13 protein-coding genes and 1 rRNA gene are annotated in these 14,598 nt (G+C 62.5%); 4 read left to right on the plus strand and 10 right to left on the minus strand.

All coding sequences use genetic code 11. The features are described from left to right. Nucleotides 1-78 precede the first annotated feature (78 nt). Nucleotides 79-789 carry a hypothetical protein gene (locus PAN08_RS16665; protein ID WP_269792635.1) on the minus strand — a complete coding sequence of 237 codons (711 nt, stop codon included), beginning with the start codon at nt 787-789 and terminating at the stop codon, nt 79-81. A gap of 416 nt (nt 790-1,205) precedes the next feature. Between PAN08_RS16665 and PAN08_RS16670 the strand changes: the two genes are divergently transcribed. Beyond that, nucleotides 1,206-1,778: a hypothetical protein gene (locus tag PAN08_RS16670; protein ID WP_269792636.1), complete on the plus strand. Its 573-nt coding sequence runs from the start codon at nt 1,206-1,208 to the stop codon at nt 1,776-1,778. A 26-nt stretch (nt 1,779-1,804) separates the two neighbouring features. On the opposite strand, the gene PAN08_RS16675 is transcribed toward PAN08_RS16670, so the two are convergent. The 8 genes from PAN08_RS16675 to PAN08_RS16710 form a co-directional block, all read right to left on the minus strand. Beyond that, nucleotides 1,805-2,989: a GDSL-type esterase/lipase family protein gene (locus PAN08_RS16675; protein ID WP_269792637.1), complete on the minus strand. Its 1,185-nt coding sequence runs from the start codon at nt 2,987-2,989 to the stop codon at nt 1,805-1,807. A 160-nt stretch (nt 2,990-3,149) separates the two neighbouring features. Continuing rightward, nucleotides 3,150-3,788, minus strand: a complete 639-nt coding sequence (locus PAN08_RS16680; RefSeq protein ID WP_269792638.1) for an RpiB/LacA/LacB family sugar-phosphate isomerase — start codon at nt 3,786-3,788, stop codon at nt 3,150-3,152. Nucleotides 3,789-4,011: 223 nt separating this feature from the next. Further along, nucleotides 4,012-4,767, minus strand: a complete 756-nt coding sequence (gene kduD, locus PAN08_RS16685; RefSeq protein WP_057635817.1) for a 2-dehydro-3-deoxy-D-gluconate 5-dehydrogenase KduD — start codon at nt 4,765-4,767, stop codon at nt 4,012-4,014. A gap of 218 nt (nt 4,768-4,985) precedes the next feature. Continuing rightward, complete coding sequence (locus PAN08_RS16690) at nt 4,986-6,038, minus strand: LacI family DNA-binding transcriptional regulator (RefSeq protein WP_269792639.1); 1,053 nt, start codon at nt 6,036-6,038, stop codon at nt 4,986-4,988. Between the two features lie 250 nt (nt 6,039-6,288). Continuing rightward, nucleotides 6,289-7,572 carry a TRAP transporter large permease gene (locus PAN08_RS16695; protein WP_269792640.1) on the minus strand — a complete coding sequence of 428 codons (1,284 nt, stop codon included), beginning with the start codon at nt 7,570-7,572 and terminating at the stop codon, nt 6,289-6,291. A 3-nt stretch (nt 7,573-7,575) separates the two neighbouring features. Next, on the minus strand, nt 7,576-8,112 hold the full coding sequence (locus tag PAN08_RS16700; RefSeq protein ID WP_269792641.1) for a TRAP transporter small permease: 537 nt from the start codon (nt 8,110-8,112) through the stop codon (nt 7,576-7,578). 13 nt (nt 8,113-8,125) lie between these two features. After that, a complete protein-coding gene (locus tag PAN08_RS16705; RefSeq protein ID WP_269792642.1) occupies nt 8,126-9,130 on the minus strand; it encodes a TRAP transporter substrate-binding protein in 1,005 nt (334 codons plus the stop codon). Nucleotides 9,131-9,166: 36 nt separating this feature from the next. Continuing rightward, the gene (locus tag PAN08_RS16710) at nt 9,167-9,994 is read right to left on the minus strand and encodes a 2-keto-4-pentenoate hydratase (RefSeq protein WP_269792643.1); all 828 of its coding nucleotides are present in this window, start codon (nt 9,992-9,994) and stop codon (nt 9,167-9,169) included. 131 nt (nt 9,995-10,125) lie between these two features. Between PAN08_RS16710 and PAN08_RS16715 the strand changes: the two genes are divergently transcribed. The 3 genes from PAN08_RS16715 (at nt 10,126) to PAN08_RS16725 (ending at nt 13,784) form a co-directional block, all read left to right on the plus strand. Next, a complete protein-coding gene (locus PAN08_RS16715; protein ID WP_269792661.1) occupies nt 10,126-11,133 on the plus strand; it encodes an alpha/beta hydrolase in 1,008 nt (335 codons plus the stop codon). A gap of 150 nt (nt 11,134-11,283) precedes the next feature. After that, entirely contained in the window at nt 11,284-12,900 is a 1,617-nt protein-coding gene (locus PAN08_RS16720) for a carboxylesterase/lipase family protein (RefSeq protein WP_269792644.1), read from the plus strand. 290 nt (nt 12,901-13,190) lie between these two features. Then, the gene (locus PAN08_RS16725) at nt 13,191-13,784 is read left to right on the plus strand and encodes a cysteine dioxygenase family protein (RefSeq protein ID WP_269792645.1); all 594 of its coding nucleotides are present in this window, start codon (nt 13,191-13,193) and stop codon (nt 13,782-13,784) included. A gap of 491 nt (nt 13,785-14,275) precedes the next feature. Here PAN08_RS16725 and rrf read toward each other — a convergent pair. Next, nucleotides 14,276-14,390 (minus strand): 5S ribosomal RNA (rrf, locus tag PAN08_RS16730). Nucleotides 14,391-14,598: the final 208 nt, after the last annotated feature.

Below are 14,598 nucleotides of genomic sequence, written 5' to 3' on the forward strand. Positions count from 1 at the left end.
ATGCCCGGCCGAGGCTTTGCCCGTGGTGCCGCAGCGGAGCGTGGCTCCGCTCTACAGGCACCAACCCAACACGTCGGCTTAGAAGCGGACTTCGCCGCCCAGGGTCAGCACGTCGGCGCGGTTCACCCGGTCACCGTCGTAATAGCTGTAATACGGGTTGGAATACAGGTACGCGGTGTACATGAGCTGCAGGTTGAAGTGACGGTTGATGTCCACACCGATACCCAGGCCTGCGTAACCACCGTCGATGTTGCCACCTTCGCCAAACCAGTCATCCGACTCGGCATACCAATAGCCACTGCGGACGATGCCGAACCATGCGCTGTCGGGACCAAAGTTGAAACGGGCATTGGCGCCAACGCTGACAAAGTTCAGGCTCGGAATTTCGTAACCCCGCCACTCCGTGTCTTCCAACCTGCTGGCAGCCACTTCGATGCCCACCTGAGTGAAATCGCCAGCCTGCCAACGGTAGCCCGCATTGAACGACAGCACGCGCTGGTCAATATCTTCAATCACCCAGCCGGCACCCGCCTGCGCGCCGACAAAGAAACCGCCTCGCGGTTGTTCAACCCGTTGCCGTTGAACCGGCTGTGCCGAGGGTCTCGCGTATGCGGCCGCGGCGACCGTTTGCGAGGTGCCGTCGGACGACGTCGTGGAAACGGGTTGCACCTGCTGGCCCTGCTGCTGGGCGCGATAGGTGGTCCAGCCGGAAGAGATGGATTGCGCATGCGCCGTTGAGGCGCCGGCAATCAACACCAGGGGGACAACAACTGCTGCGAGTTTATTCATCTGCATTCCTTTGGATTGATCCGGAAATCCGTTACCGCTTACCCAAGAGGTGCAGCTGGCTCGACGTTACGTTCGCGGCGTCCCCTGTCTGGAACATGCCCTTGGCGGGCGCTGCATGGCAGCGCCAGAACGGCATGGCTTCAGATCCCCTTTGCGCGGCACATTGAAGGCAGCCATGCGCGCTGTCAACTTGGCCTGGCGGCGAGCCGGAAATTGCCCTTCCGAACCACTCACCGGCTCTTACGAAAGCCGCCGCATCGCGCGGGTAATGCCCGAGCGAGCCCGTACATCACAGGCCGTCATCGTCTGTGTGGAAAAGCGCCAAAGCCCCCCGGGTTCCTGGCGAAAACGGACAGCGGTTGACCGGGCTATGCTTGCGCCCCGCCTGACCTGGCACTGCCCTCCGTGGAATCACGATGAGAACTTGTCTGCTTGCCGTGGCGCTCCTGTTCGGCGGTATCTGCTCTGCCAATGCACAGGCACCACAAACACCGGAAGAGGTTTCCCGCGCTTCGGCCGAAGCCACCAACGCGCGCGGCATGGCAGCGATGGCGGATTTCATCCATCCCGACGAGTTGCAGCGCTTCAAGAACACACTGGCGCCGCTGTTCATTGAAAATCCCTCCGAGAGCACCACCTGGCTGCTGCGCAAATTCTTCGGAAAGGACGCAACCGCCGAAACCGTACGCAAAATGCCACCTGCGGTGTTCATGGCGAACGTCGTCAAATTGGCTGAATCACAGATGCCTGACGCCGAGCCTCGCGTGGATGATCTGCAGATTCTGGGTTCCGTGCGCGAAGGCGAGTTGATCCATCTGGTCACCCGCAGTGCCGTCACCCTGGGCAGCGCCCAACTGACCAAGATGGAAGTAGTGAGCATGAAGCCCTACGGCGATAGTTGGCGCATGCTGCTATCGGGTGATGTGGAAAGCATGAGCCGGGCGATCCGCGCCGGGCTCGAAAATGCGGCCCAGGAAAGCACCCAATAAAGTCCGATCCAAGGTTGGCAACACGCCTACCGCGTGGCCGCTGCCGGATACGCCAGCATCACCACGAGGTCTTCCTCTCCGGTCTGCTGCAGCGCGTGACTGCTGCCCGCACGCGTGAGCAGTGCGTGGCCCGGGCCCACGTCGTACTGCTGACCATCAAGCACGTACAAGCCGCGACCGCTGACGATGTAATAGATCTCATCCTTGTGCTGCGGATGCAGGCCGATGCCCGCCCCCTTGTGCAGCACGCGCTTGCGCATGACGAACGGAAGATCTCCCACGTCGGCGAAGAATGAGTACGCCGTGGTCGGGCCAGCGCCGCCGTGCGGGCCGGGCTGCTCACGTGCGATGTCCTGCTCGCGGATCACCTGTGAACCCTGCGGATTGGCGACCTCGGTTTTGCGGATGGGTGCCGCTGCGGAAGGCCGTGGTGCGGATGCCGGCGCTGCAGGGGAAGCCGGCACATTGATCACACCACAGTCGATATCGCGCTTCAGGCTCGCTTTCATCTGCGGCTGCACGTCTACCCAGTCACGCATCACCAGACAAGCCACGGCATAGGCGCCGGCAACACTGAAGTGGGTGCCGTCGGCCTTGTTCTGCTCGGGCACGAACATGAAATAAGGCTTGGCGCCCTGCTCACCCAGCGCGCGTATCCACGCCATCGAACTGGCGTTGAGGTCGATCAACGGCACGTTCTGCTCACGCGCCACGCGCTTCATCGCCAAGGTGTAGCGGCCATGTGTATCGAGCAATGCACCGAAGTCGTAAAGCAGCCGCGCTACGGGCGTAACCAACACGGGCGTCGCGCCTTTTCCCCGCGCCACCGCGATGTAGCGCGACAGGAACCGGGCGTAGTCGGTATCGGGGTCGGTAAAGCGCGTGGGGTCTTCGGCCTTGGCATCGTTGTGGCCGAACTGGATCAGCAACACATCACCGGCCTGCAACGCGTTGTCGATGGCATCCAACCGCCCCTCGCTGATGAAGCTGCGCGTGCTACGCCCACCGACAGCGTGATTGCGCACCTGCCACTGCGCCGGGTCCAACCAGCTCTGCAATGCCTGCCCCCAACCGGCCTGCGGCGCGCGTTCCGGGCCGTAGGTTGCGGCAGTGGAATCGGCGGCAATGAAGACGCGATGGGTGGATTCGTCTGCTCGGGCAATGTTGGCCAAAGAACAAACGACAACCAGAAACAGCACGTTGATTTTCATGTTTTGCTTCTGTTCAAAGCCCCTCTCCCATGTACGCGAGAGGGGTTGGGGTGAGGGCGGTTTTGCCAGCGCGGCAACCATCACGCCTCTGCACAAACAACAAAGGCGCCAACAGGCGCCCTTGTCTGCCCGTCAAGGCAATGCGGCAATGCAGGGCGGCTTACTTGCCCAGCACGCCCTTCACGTAGGCCACGATGTCCGCGTCCTGAGCGTTGTCGAAGAACGCCTTCTGGAAGCGCTCACCACCGACGGCCTGCTTCACCAGCTCCTGATCGATCGACTTCAGGCCTTCAACGAAGTCCTTCGAGGCGCCCTGCTTCACCTGCGCCAGGATGCCGGCATTGGCCATCTGCGACTCTTTGCGCTCAGCCGGATAACCCTGGCCGCGCTCACCGGCAAACGCCTTCTCGAAGATGTAACGAATGTTGATTTCCGCACCCCAACCGAAGCCCTTGGCAAACGGAAGCGCCAGCGCATTGCCGCTGTTGACCTGCGCAAACAGGAAGGCATCCGTCGGCTCAATGCAGTAGCCGCAGTACACACCCGGCCAAGCGTTGAGCGACATCAGTGCGCCCTGGCCGGTGCCGCAACCGGCAACGACGAAATCCACTGCCTTCGCGTTCAACAGCAGTGCCGCGCAGATGCCCAGGTGGATGTAGGTCAGGCGGTGATCGCTGTCACCGTCCATGCCGACGTTGAACACGTCATGGCCCTGCGTGGCGGCCACGGTGTTGAGCTGTTCCAGCACCACCGGGTTCTTGGCGGCCTGGCTGAACTCCTGCATCAAAGCGATTTTCATTGCATGACTCTCTTGATAGTGAAAAACGGTGTTGGGATGGAAGAGCAGAAGCTGCCCTCATCCGCCTTTCGGGTACCTTCTCCCGCGTACGGGAGAAGGGAAATTCATGCAGCGCGCGAACGCCGCTGCTGCTGCCTTGCTGTGCTCTTGCTTTCCCCCCTCCCGCCGGCGGGAGAGGGGTTGGGGTGAGGGCCGCCCTTGATCTTCAAGCAGCCCTCAAAACTCAACGCGCCAACCAACCGCCATCCACCGGGATGATCGCGCCGTTGACGTAATCCGACGCGCTTGACGCCAAAAACACCGCCGTGCCGCCCAAGTCTTCCGGCTTGCCCCAACGACCGGCCGGGATGCGATCCAGGATGGCCTTGTTGCGGTCTTCGTCGGCGCGCAGCTGCGCGGTGTTGTCGGTGGCCATGTAGCCCGGGGCGATGGCATTGATGGTCACGCCCTTGCCGGCCCACTCGTTGGCCAACAGACGGGTGATGCCGGCAATGCCGCTCTTGGAGGCGGTGTACGACGGCACCCGCACGCCGCCCTGGAAGGACAGCATCGAGGCGATATTGATGATCTTGCCGCTGCCCTGGGCAATGAAGTGCCTGCCCACTGCCTGGCTCATGAAGAACGCGGACTTGATGTTGACGTTCATCACGTCGTCCCAATCCTTCTCGCTGAAATCCACTGCGTCGGCACGACGGATCAAACCCGCGTTGTTGACCAGGATATCCACACGGCCCAGCCCGGCGATGGTTTCCGCCACCACGCGCTCGACCGGCTCGATGCTGATCAGGTTGGCCTCGATGTTGAGGAAGCGGCGGCCCAGCGCACGCACCTTCTCGGCGGTTTCATCGGCCGGGACGATGCCGGCACCGGCAATGTCGGCGCCCGCGGCGGCCAGCGCCAGCGCAATGCCCTGGCCCAGGCCGGTATTGGCACCGGTTACCAGTGCGACCTTGCCTTCGAGACTGAATGGATTCGTCATGGTGTTCCTCTCCCTGAGCGGTGGTTCGTGGTTTGCAACCGGCAACATGGCCGGAAGGGTTGCGGCGCCTGCCTTTCAGCAGCTGCCGCAGGCGTATCCGGGTTGCCCGGGAGCGTGGCTCCAGGGCGGGTTCGGGATGATTCTAGCCAATAAGGAAACCGGTGTCATTTTGCGCCGCAAAAAGAACCGTTTCCGTTATGGAACAACCGTTTGGGGGCTCAGTCCTGCGGCGGCTGGCAGGAATCGCGCACGATCAGGTGCGGGCGAACGCTGGCCATCGGCATGGCGTTCTTGCCTTCGGGCTGGATCAGCATGGCCGCAGCGGTACGCCCGGTGTCCCGGGTATTGCGCCGCACCGAGGTCAGCGACGGCCACAGACGCGAGGCCAGTGGGCTGTCGTCGTAGCCCACGATCGACAGTTCGCGGGGGATGCTGATGCCCGCACGCATGGCCACCTTGTAGACGCCGGCGGCCATTTCGTCGTTACCGGTGAAGATGGCGGTGGGCCGTTGCTTGCCCAGCAGCAGCTTCTCGGCAGCGGCCACACCCGATTCAAAGGTGTAACCGGCTTCGATGATCCGCCCCGGTGGCAGCTCGATACCGCGGTTATGCAGCGCCTCGATGAAACCGGCGGTGCGTTCGTGCGCCGAGCGGTAAGCCGATGGGCCAGTGATCAGCGCGATGTCGCGATGGCCCAGCGACAGCAGGTAATCCGCCGCTTCCGCAGCACCATCACGGTCGTGGGTGATCACCATCTGCGAGGTGTCGTCCAGCGGCAGTGCGGCAATACGGGTGAAGCGGCAGCCAATTTCTTCCAGCATGTCGGCCAGCGCCTGGTCTTCAGACGCACGCGGCACCAGGATCACGCCATGCAGCTTCTGCTGCTGCACAAAGCGCTTCACCCCTTCGATATAGCCGGGGCTGCGTGTATCGCAGGGGTGCACCACCAGTTCGAAACTGGAGCCTCGCAATGCGTCCAGCGCACCGTTCTGCATGTCCACCACGTACTGCGCGGTGGGGTTGTCGTAGACCATGCCGATCAGGAACGAGCGCCGGAATGCCAGGCCACGGGCCAGCGGGTCGGGCGTATAGCCCACCTCGCGCATCAACGTCTCGACTTTCTCGCGGGTGTCTTTGCGCACCAGCGGCGAGTTGTTGATGATCCGCGACACCGTCTTCTTGGAGACACCCGACAGCCGCGCGATGTCGTTGATCGTGGCGGGCTTGCCCAGTGACTGCAGCGAGGCGATGGAGTCGGCATTCTTGCGCAAGGGCATATCCTTGAAACCGTTCAATACATTCATTCTATCGGGCCGCGCTCAACAAGGAGCGCGATAACGGAACCGGGGGAGCGCACCGTGCCGTCGTCGACCGATCAGTGCGTCGATTCCTGGTACGGAAGTTCCCCGGCTCATTGGGATGGTAGCGGGTCATTGCATCTGAACGGGGATACTTCCCCCCGGGTAGTAAACCGGGGCGGCTTCCCCACGGCCGCAGGCCGGGTCCGCCGCCCCCTTTGCATCAGCTGCGCAGCAATGCCGGAAGCCACAGCGACATAGCCGGGAAGAACGTCACCACCATCAGCACGCCCAGCCCGGCCAACCAGAATGGCCAGATACTCTTCATGCTTTCGCCCACGGTGATCTTGCCAATGGCCGTGCCGATGAACAGCACTGAGCCCACCGGCGGCGTCACCAGGCCCAGGCCACCGGTCAATACCAGCACCAAGCCGAAGTGAATCGGGTCGATGCCGTACGCCTTGGCCACCGGCAGGAAGATAGGTGTGCAGATCAGGATCATCGGCGCCAGATCCATGAAGGTGCCCAGCAACAGCAGCATCACCACGATCATCAGCAGCACCATGTACTTGCTGTGCGCGAACGACTGCAGGAAATCCACCGCTGCGGCCGGAACCTGCAGGTATGCCAGCAACCAGCCAAACACCGCTGCCGTGGCAATCACGAACAGAATCACACCGGTGCTGCGCGCGGCATGCACCACGGTTGCCATGAATTCCTTCACGCGCAGCTGCCGGTACAGCACCGTGGTCACCAGCAACGCGTAGACCACAGCGATTGCCGCCGACTCCACCGCCGTGAAGATGCCCGCGCGGATGCCGAAGAAGATCAAACCCACCAATCCCAGGCCAGGCAGCGCCGCGACCAGACGCAACATCACCGCGCGCATACCGGGGAACGCTTCCACGCCATACCCACGACGGCGGGCAACCACGTAGCCGGTGACCATCAACACCACGGTCATCAGCAGTGCCGGCACGATGCCTGCGGCGAAGAGATCCGCGATGGACAAGCCACCACCGGCTGCCGCCGAAAACAGAATGAGGTTGTGCGACGGCGGCACCAGCAGCGCCACCAAGGCCGCGGTGATGCTGACGTTGACTGCGAAATCGCGGTCGTAGCCACGCTTGATCATCTGCGGAATCATCGTGCCGCCAACTGCCGACACGTCGGCGATGGCCGAGCCGGAGACGCCGCCAAAGAACAGTGACGACAGAATCGATACCTGGCCCAACCCACCGCGCATGCGCCCGACCAGCGACGACGCCAGCGAAATCAGACGCTCGGAGATGCCACCGCGCATCATGATTTCACCCGCAAAGATGAAAAGCGGAATGGCGATCAACGATGCCGAACCAGTACCGGCGGAAATCTGCTGCACCAGCACGATGCTCGGCAGATCCAGATACAACAGCGTGGCCAAGGATGCGGCGGCCAACGCATAAGCCACCGGCACGCCGATCAGCAACAGCACACCGAACATGGCGAAAAGAATTGCGATACCCATGGCTCAACGGTCTCCTTCAGCGTCGGTGTCGGCGCTGCCTGCAGCGGCCTGTAATGACTGCACCATCCGGTTCACTGCGAACACCGTCATCAGTGCGCCACCCACACTCAGCGGCAGATAATTCACGCTCTGTGGCAGGCTCGCGCCTGCGGCCTTGATGTGCAGGCCATCCATCCACAGCACCCAGCCCCACCAGGCGATGAAGCCGCCAATGGTCGCAATGATCAACGGCACCAGCGCATCGATCGCACGTTTAATCGCAGGGTTGATGTGCTCGGCCAGCAGAAAGAAGCCGAAGTGGCGATTGGTGTACACACCGGCCGCCGCACCCATGCTCATCGCCGTGCTCAACAGCAGCAGCGTCACCGGTTCGGTCCAGCTGGGCGAATCATTGATCACGTAGCGAGCGAAAACCTGCCAGCCCTGCACCACCACCAGCCCCAACAGGGCCAGCACGGCAATGTAGATGACGACATCGGCCAGCTTTTCCAGCACACGCTGCACACCCGTTGGCGCGGTATTTGTAGTTGTTTCAGACATCGATGCGGGCCCCTCAGGCGAAGTCGCGGATGCGACGGTGGAGCGCGGCGATATCGGCCTGCTGCAGGTACTCGCGCAGCAACGGCGCTGCCGCCTCGTGGAAGGCAGGCAGGTCCACCGCATTGAATTTCACGCCGGCCGCCAGCACCGCTTCGCGCGCCTTGTTTTCCGAGGCATCCCATTCGATGCGCATCACCTGCACCGATTGCCGTGCCAGATCCAGCAACAGGCGGCGGTCCGCAGGCGTCAGCGCATCGAAGCTGCGGCGCGACATCAACAGGATGTCGGGTGCATACGAATGCTGGCTTTCCGACCAGTAGTGCGCGGCCTCGAAATGACGGCTGGAGTGGAAACTGCGCATATTGTTTTCAGCGCCGTCGATCATGTGCGTCTCCATGCCGGAGAACGTATCGCCCAGCGACATCGGTGTCGGGTTGGCACCGAACATGCGCATCAGCTGCAGGAAAATGTCCGAGCTGGCCACACGCAACTTCAGCCCATGCAGGTCTTTGGGCTCCACAATCGGATGCTTGGTGTTGTAGAAGCTGCGTGCGCCCGAGTCGTAGATCGCAAGACCCACCAGATCGCGGCTCTCGAAACCCTGTAGCACCGTTTCAGCGATGCCGCTATCCAGAGCACGGCGCATATGCGCTACCGAGTCGAACACGTACGGCAGGCACAGCGCACGGGTCAGCGGAAACGCGTTGTTCAACGCGCCGGAATACACGCGGGTGATATCGATGGCGCCAAAGCGCGCCATGTCGATGGCCTCGGATTCGCGCCCCAACTGGCCGGAGTGGTACTGGCTCAAGCGCAGGCGTCCGCCCGTGCGTTGTTCCAGTTGTTGGCCAATCCATTTCACAGCGGTGACCGTCGGGTAGTCGGCCACGTGTACATCGCTTGCGGTCAGCAACTGGCCGCCGCCAGCCGCACCTTTGCCACCTGCAGAGCAGGCAGCCAGCATCGGCGCGGCCAGCGCACCCAGGCTGGTAGTGAGAAAACCTCGTCGAGTAACCATTGCGCCCTCCCGCGCGTGATGGATGTTGCCGCAGCGTTAGCCGGCGGCCACGGCCCTGCAGGAAATTTCGCCGCAACCGGCAAAGCGGATCAATGCCTGCTGGCCCACCGTGATGTCATGGATGCCGGTGGCATTGCCGGTGGCAATCAGATCACCCTTCTTCAACGGCCGGCCACGCTTGGCCGAACGCGACAACGCGAAGGCATAGGCCGCGCGCAGGCCACCCGGCAGATGCGTGGCACCGCCGGTGCCGACCACTTCACCATCAATCTCAGTCTGCGCACGCAGATCCGGCTCATCGCGCTGCGTCCAATCCGGAATCTCCGCGCTCAGCACCAAGCCGTTGTTGTTGCCGAAGTCGGAAACCACCACGCGTGGACCAAGGATATTGATCGTCGCCAGCGGACTGCTGGCCACTTCCACGCCAAGGAACAGGCGGGCAGGCAGCGCTTCGGCTTCTTCCGGGGTCCAGTCGAGCTTGTCGGCCGGTGCATCGGCTTCCAGCTGCAGCACATATTCCGCTTCCACCGCCGCAAAGCCGCCAGCGGCCGAAAACACCGGAATATCCACAATGGCACCGGTAGCATTCCAGAGATTGCGCTTGAAAATCGGGCCGAGCAGGCGCTCATCGCCGGAGGCATCACGCCGCTCGGCAGCGATATAGCCCACCTTCCAGCCGACCACTTCATCGCCCCAGCGAGCGATGGCCAGGTCCTGTACGCGGTAGGCGGTTACAAGATCGTCGGGGATCGTGCCGGGAAAATCTGGAAGCGAACGCCCTTGGCGGCGGGCTTCCACAAAACGGCGGGCAATGTCGTCCAGTCCGGTATCCGTCGGGGGCTGGCTGCCTAGGTCGTTGCTCAAGTGACTCTCCTGGTGTCTTTGTTGCACTGCCAATCGACAGTACCGTGGCTGGCTGTATAAGGTAAACCGGTGTCATCTGACAATGTGCAGTGCACCAGAAGCCTTGCAATCTCTTCGAGCTGATATCCCGCATGCGCCGCCAAAGATTCCCGAAATCATTGTGCTGTCTACTTATCACGCTGGTTTACGGCGGCTTTTCATCCCCCGCGCTAGCCACACAGGATGGCGAGCCTGGGCCCGATTCGGCGGACCGCATCGCGCTGTGGCCGCAAGGATTGGCACCGGGGGACAAACCGCTCGCGCAGCCGCAGCACATCACCGAACGTAGCCACGATCCGATGCTGCCGGACCGCTTCATTGACCATGTCAGCACGCCGTATCTGGTCGTGTATCGGCCAGCCCGGCCCAACGGCAACGCGCTGCTGGTAATCCCCGGCGGCGGTTATCAGCGGGTGGTACTCGACAAGGAAGGCACGGCACTGGTGCCCTCCCTCGTCAACGAGGGAGGTATTACCTTGTTCGTGTTGCGCTATCGCCTCCCCGGCGAAGGCCGCGCCGATCGCGAAGCATCGCTGGCCGACGCACAGCGCGCCGTGCGATTGATTCGTCACCGGGCTGGTGAATGGAACGTGGACCGGCAACGCATCGGCGTCATGGGTTTCTCCGCCGGCGGGCATCTCGCCGCTCGCCTCGGCACCGGCTTCGATCAGACCGTCTATCCGGCCAGCGACGCCATCGACGTCGAATCCGCTCGACCCAATTTCCAACTGCTGATCTACCCCGTCATCGACATGATCGGCAGTGACACCCACATCGGGTCACGCGAACGTCTGCTCGGCGTGGATCCCTCGCCCGAGCTGCTGCACCGCTATGCCCTGCAGACACAGGTCCGGCCGGACACGCCGCCAACCTTCCTCCTGCACGCTGCCGACGATGAGGCGGTACCCGTCGGCAACAGTCTGCTGCTCTACCAATCCTTACTAAAGGCCGGCATCTCCAGCGAAATGCATCTATTTCCGCATGGTGGCCACGGCTTCGGCATACGCGGCACCGCCGGCCTCACTACCGCCGTTTGGCCATCTTTGGCGCTGGATTGGATCGCTTCACAGCAAACGGCACCGCCAGGCGCAGCGCGTTGAGACCCCGCTTCACATCACATGGGCCGGGGCCGGAACCGACGTCATCCGTACGACCGAGACCGGCCCGAAGCCCGCGTCGCCGCAAGCACCACTGAAAACTCCATCGTTCAAGACCTGCTGCAACCCATCAACAACCCATCAAGACCCAACATGACCCAGCCCACCAACCCGCATCGCCGTGATTTCCTCCGCCAAAGCAGCCTGCTCTCGCTCGGCGCAGGCTTGGCTGCTCATGCGACGGCCAGCTGGGCCAACCCGGCAATACACCACAGCACCAGCCCCATCGTCCGCGTACGCAGCGGCCGCCTCGGCGGCCAGACGGAAGGCAGCATCCATGTCTTTCGCGGCATTCCCTACGGCGCCGACACCTCAACCCGTCGCTTTCAACATGCGCTACCGGAACTGCCTTGGCGCGGTATCCGCGATGCACTCACCTACGGCCCGGCCGCCCCGCAAACTGGCGGCGAAGCTCCGGGTAGCGAAGACTGCCTCCGCCTCAATGTCTGGACACCGGCGCTACGCGACGGCGGCAAGCGGCCGGTCCTGTTCTATATCCACGGCGGCGCCTACAACAACGGTTCGGGCAGCGACCCGCTGTATGACGGCGGCAATCTATGCCGTCGCGGCGACGTTGTGGTCATCACCGTCAACCACCGTCTCAACCTGTTTGGTTATCTGTATCTGGCACAACTCGGCAGCGGTGCTTTGGCTGACTCCGGCAATGTCGGACAACTCGATCTGATCCAGGCGTTGCAATGGGTGCGCCAGCACGCGGCCGAATTCGGTGGCGATGCCGACAACATCACCGTGTTTGGCCAATCCGGCGGGGGGGCCAAAATCGCCACGCTGATGGCCATGCCGGCGGCAAAGGGCCTGTTCCATCGTGCCTGGACCATGAGCGGCCAGCAGGTCACCGCCGCCGGCCCGCGTGCTGCCACCCAGCGCGCCCAACTCGTGCTCGATCACTTCACGCTCATCGATGCCGATGCCTTGCGTTCGCTATCGATGGAAAAGCTGCTGGAAGCGGTGAAGGTGCGGGATCCTTCGCGCATCGAGAGCAGCGGCCTGTATGTCGGCCCGGTGCTGGACGCCCGTAATCTGCCGGTGCATCCATTTTGGCCACAGGCGCCTGCGCAATCAGCCAACATCCCGCTGGTCATCGGCAACACCCACGACGAAACCCGTGCCTTCCTCGGCAACGACCCCCAAAACCATGCACTGAGCTGGGACGACCTGCCGGCCAAGCTCGAAGCCCAGCAGTACACCGATCTGCTGCCATCGGTGGTCATTGCCGAATACCGTCGGCTGTACCCGCATTACACGCCGTCGGAGATCTTCTTCGCCGCTACCACCGCCGGCCGTTCCTGGCGCGGCGCCGTCGAAGAGCTCGAAGCCCGCTCGCGCCAGGGCGCGCCCACCTGGGCCTATCAACTCGACTGGTACGACCGCAGCGGCGACGCCGCCACGCTGCGCGCTTTCCACACCCTCGACATCCCACTGGTCTTTCACAACCTACAACAACCCGGTTCCCGAACCGGCAGCAGTGCCGAGGCACAGCGCGTTGCCGCTGCCATGAGCGATGCCTTGCTCGCGTTCGCCCGCCAAGGCGATCCCAACCACGCCGGCTTGCCACGCTGGGACCAATACACACTGGATCGTCGGCAAACGCTGCAGTTCAACGCAGAAAGCCACCAAAGCGACGACCCACGTGGTGGCGAACGACAGCTCTATCAACAGGCGCCTTTCATTCAGCGGGGTACCTTCTGACCCAACATTCAGAGCACACGCCATTAAATTCGCCATACCACAAGCGGGATCAGAAGGCCGTTTGCGAGCCTTCGTTTCGCCCCGGCGGGCGCACGTGTGCCGTCTGCAGTGAGAGGGGGTTCGGCGATGGAAAGCCGATTCGGGTTCATTGAAAACGAGCGGAGCTCGCCCTGAAGTTCGCTGTTTCAAAGCAGCGCACCTAAAACAGCAGCAAGCTGCGGCCTCAAGGATGCCGCCGGACAGTAATGGAGCCCAACAGAATCTTTACCGCCGTCACCTAGACTGCGGGCATGAGCTTGAATCTTCACAACTACCCGGATTTTCCTGGCCGTCAGCATCTGCTCGATGGCATCGACACCGCCATGCAGGCCGCTGACACGAGCAGCACCGTCGCCCAGATACAGAACGTCCTCCAACGCGCCATCAAAGATCCGCGTATCAGCCTGCCGCCGAGCGTGCACTCGCCGGTGAGCGATCACTACGCCCGCCGCGAGCTGTACCGCAGCCCGCGCCATGGCTACAGCATCATCGCCATGACCTGGGGCCCATCGCAGGGCACACCGCTGCATGATCACGACGGCCTATGGTGCGTCGAAGGCATCTGGCGCGGCGACCTTGACATCACGCCTTATCAGCTCGTCGAGCGTGAGGACCAGCACTTCCGCTTCGCCCAGAAACCATGCCTGCACGGCTGCCGCGGCAGCGCCGGCAACCTGATTCCACCGGACGAATACCACACGCTGCGCAACATCCGCAGCGACGACATCGCGGTATCAGTACACGTCTACCAGCGCGCCATGCAGCGCAGTCATGTTTTCGAACCGGTAGAAGGCAAGCCGCAGTGGTACCAACGTGAAACCCACTCGCTGCAGCTCGATTCCTGACGGCAGCTGCCGCCCCTCATCGCCAAAGCAGTCGCCCCAGCGAGCTCACAACGCAAGCGAACTAACAGCCCCACTCGCTTCACACGATGGGAGGGGCGGTTTACGAATCCCCGACGACCGAGCCATCGAGCGCCCCCGCCTGACGCAAGGACCGGTACAGAGCAGCGGGAAATACAAACCTCGCCACGGCGCTGAACACCCTGCTGCCCGATCGATACCCCGGGATTCTGGCAGAGCGCGCAGCGGTGCTTGGCCAGCATTCGCTATTCGGCCCCTCATTCTCTTGAGGAACAGCAAAGTCGCTGTTCGGGAGTTTGTCAGTCATTCTCCCGCGCCTGCGCGCTTCGGCGCGGGGATTATCTCAAGGCTCCAATCGCGCCCTCACATCCACGCGCGGCAAACCCTCTCGGCAGCCCCAAGATCCATTTATCCTTTTCGACTTTCCAAAACGAAAACCCCCACTGCAGGGCAGCGGGGGTTTTGTAGTTAGAACCTGGCGATGACCTACTCTCGCATGGCTTAGGCCACACTACCATCGGCGCAGCTGCATTTCACTTCCGAGTTCGGGATGGGATCGGGTGGTTCCACAGCGCTAATTTCACCAGGAAGACGGTAGGAGCAGCGCGTTGCGCCGGCTCAAATTCGGTTCCTTGCGGGACTACAGGGCCGAGCAAACTCGGGGTCCTGCATAAAAAGTAAAACCCCGCTGCGTTGGCAGCGGGGTTTTGGGTAAAGCCCCTGACGATGACCTACTCTCGCATGGCTTAGGCCACACTACCATCGGCGCAGCTACGTTTCACTTCCGAGTTCGGGA

This window comes from Stenotrophomonas sp. Iso1 (assembly GCF_027497995.1).
Taxonomy (GTDB): domain Bacteria; phylum Pseudomonadota; class Gammaproteobacteria; order Xanthomonadales; family Xanthomonadaceae; genus Stenotrophomonas.

What these genes read in the sequence shown, in the direction of transcription:
- PAN08_RS16665 (WP_269792635.1), bottom strand. Translation starts at nt 789, where the DNA reads ATGAATAAACTCGCAGCAGTTGTTGTCCCCCTGGTGTTGATTGCCGGC.
- PAN08_RS16670 (WP_269792636.1), top strand. Translation starts at nt 1,206, where the DNA reads ATGAGAACTTGTCTGCTTGCCGTGGCGCTCCTGTTCGGCGGTATCTGC.
- PAN08_RS16675 (WP_269792637.1), bottom strand. Translation starts at nt 2,989, where the DNA reads ATGAAAATCAACGTGCTGTTTCTGGTTGTCGTTTGTTCTTTGGCCAAC.
- PAN08_RS16680 (WP_269792638.1), bottom strand. Translation starts at nt 3,788, where the DNA reads ATGAAAATCGCTTTGATGCAGGAGTTCAGCCAGGCCGCCAAGAACCCG.
- kduD (WP_057635817.1), bottom strand. Translation starts at nt 4,767, where the DNA reads ATGACGAATCCATTCAGTCTCGAAGGCAAGGTCGCACTGGTAACCGGT.
- PAN08_RS16695 (WP_269792640.1), bottom strand. Translation starts at nt 7,572, where the DNA reads ATGGGTATCGCAATTCTTTTCGCCATGTTCGGTGTGCTGTTGCTGATC.
- PAN08_RS16700 (WP_269792641.1), bottom strand. Translation starts at nt 8,112, where the DNA reads ATGTCTGAAACAACTACAAATACCGCGCCAACGGGTGTGCAGCGTGTG.
- PAN08_RS16705 (WP_269792642.1), bottom strand. Translation starts at nt 9,130, where the DNA reads ATGGTTACTCGACGAGGTTTTCTCACTACCAGCCTGGGTGCGCTGGCC.
- PAN08_RS16715 (WP_269792661.1), top strand. Translation starts at nt 10,126, where the DNA reads ATGCGCCGCCAAAGATTCCCGAAATCATTGTGCTGTCTACTTATCACG.
- PAN08_RS16720 (WP_269792644.1), top strand. Translation starts at nt 11,284, where the DNA reads ATGACCCAGCCCACCAACCCGCATCGCCGTGATTTCCTCCGCCAAAGC.
- PAN08_RS16725 (WP_269792645.1), top strand. Translation starts at nt 13,191, where the DNA reads ATGAGCTTGAATCTTCACAACTACCCGGATTTTCCTGGCCGTCAGCAT.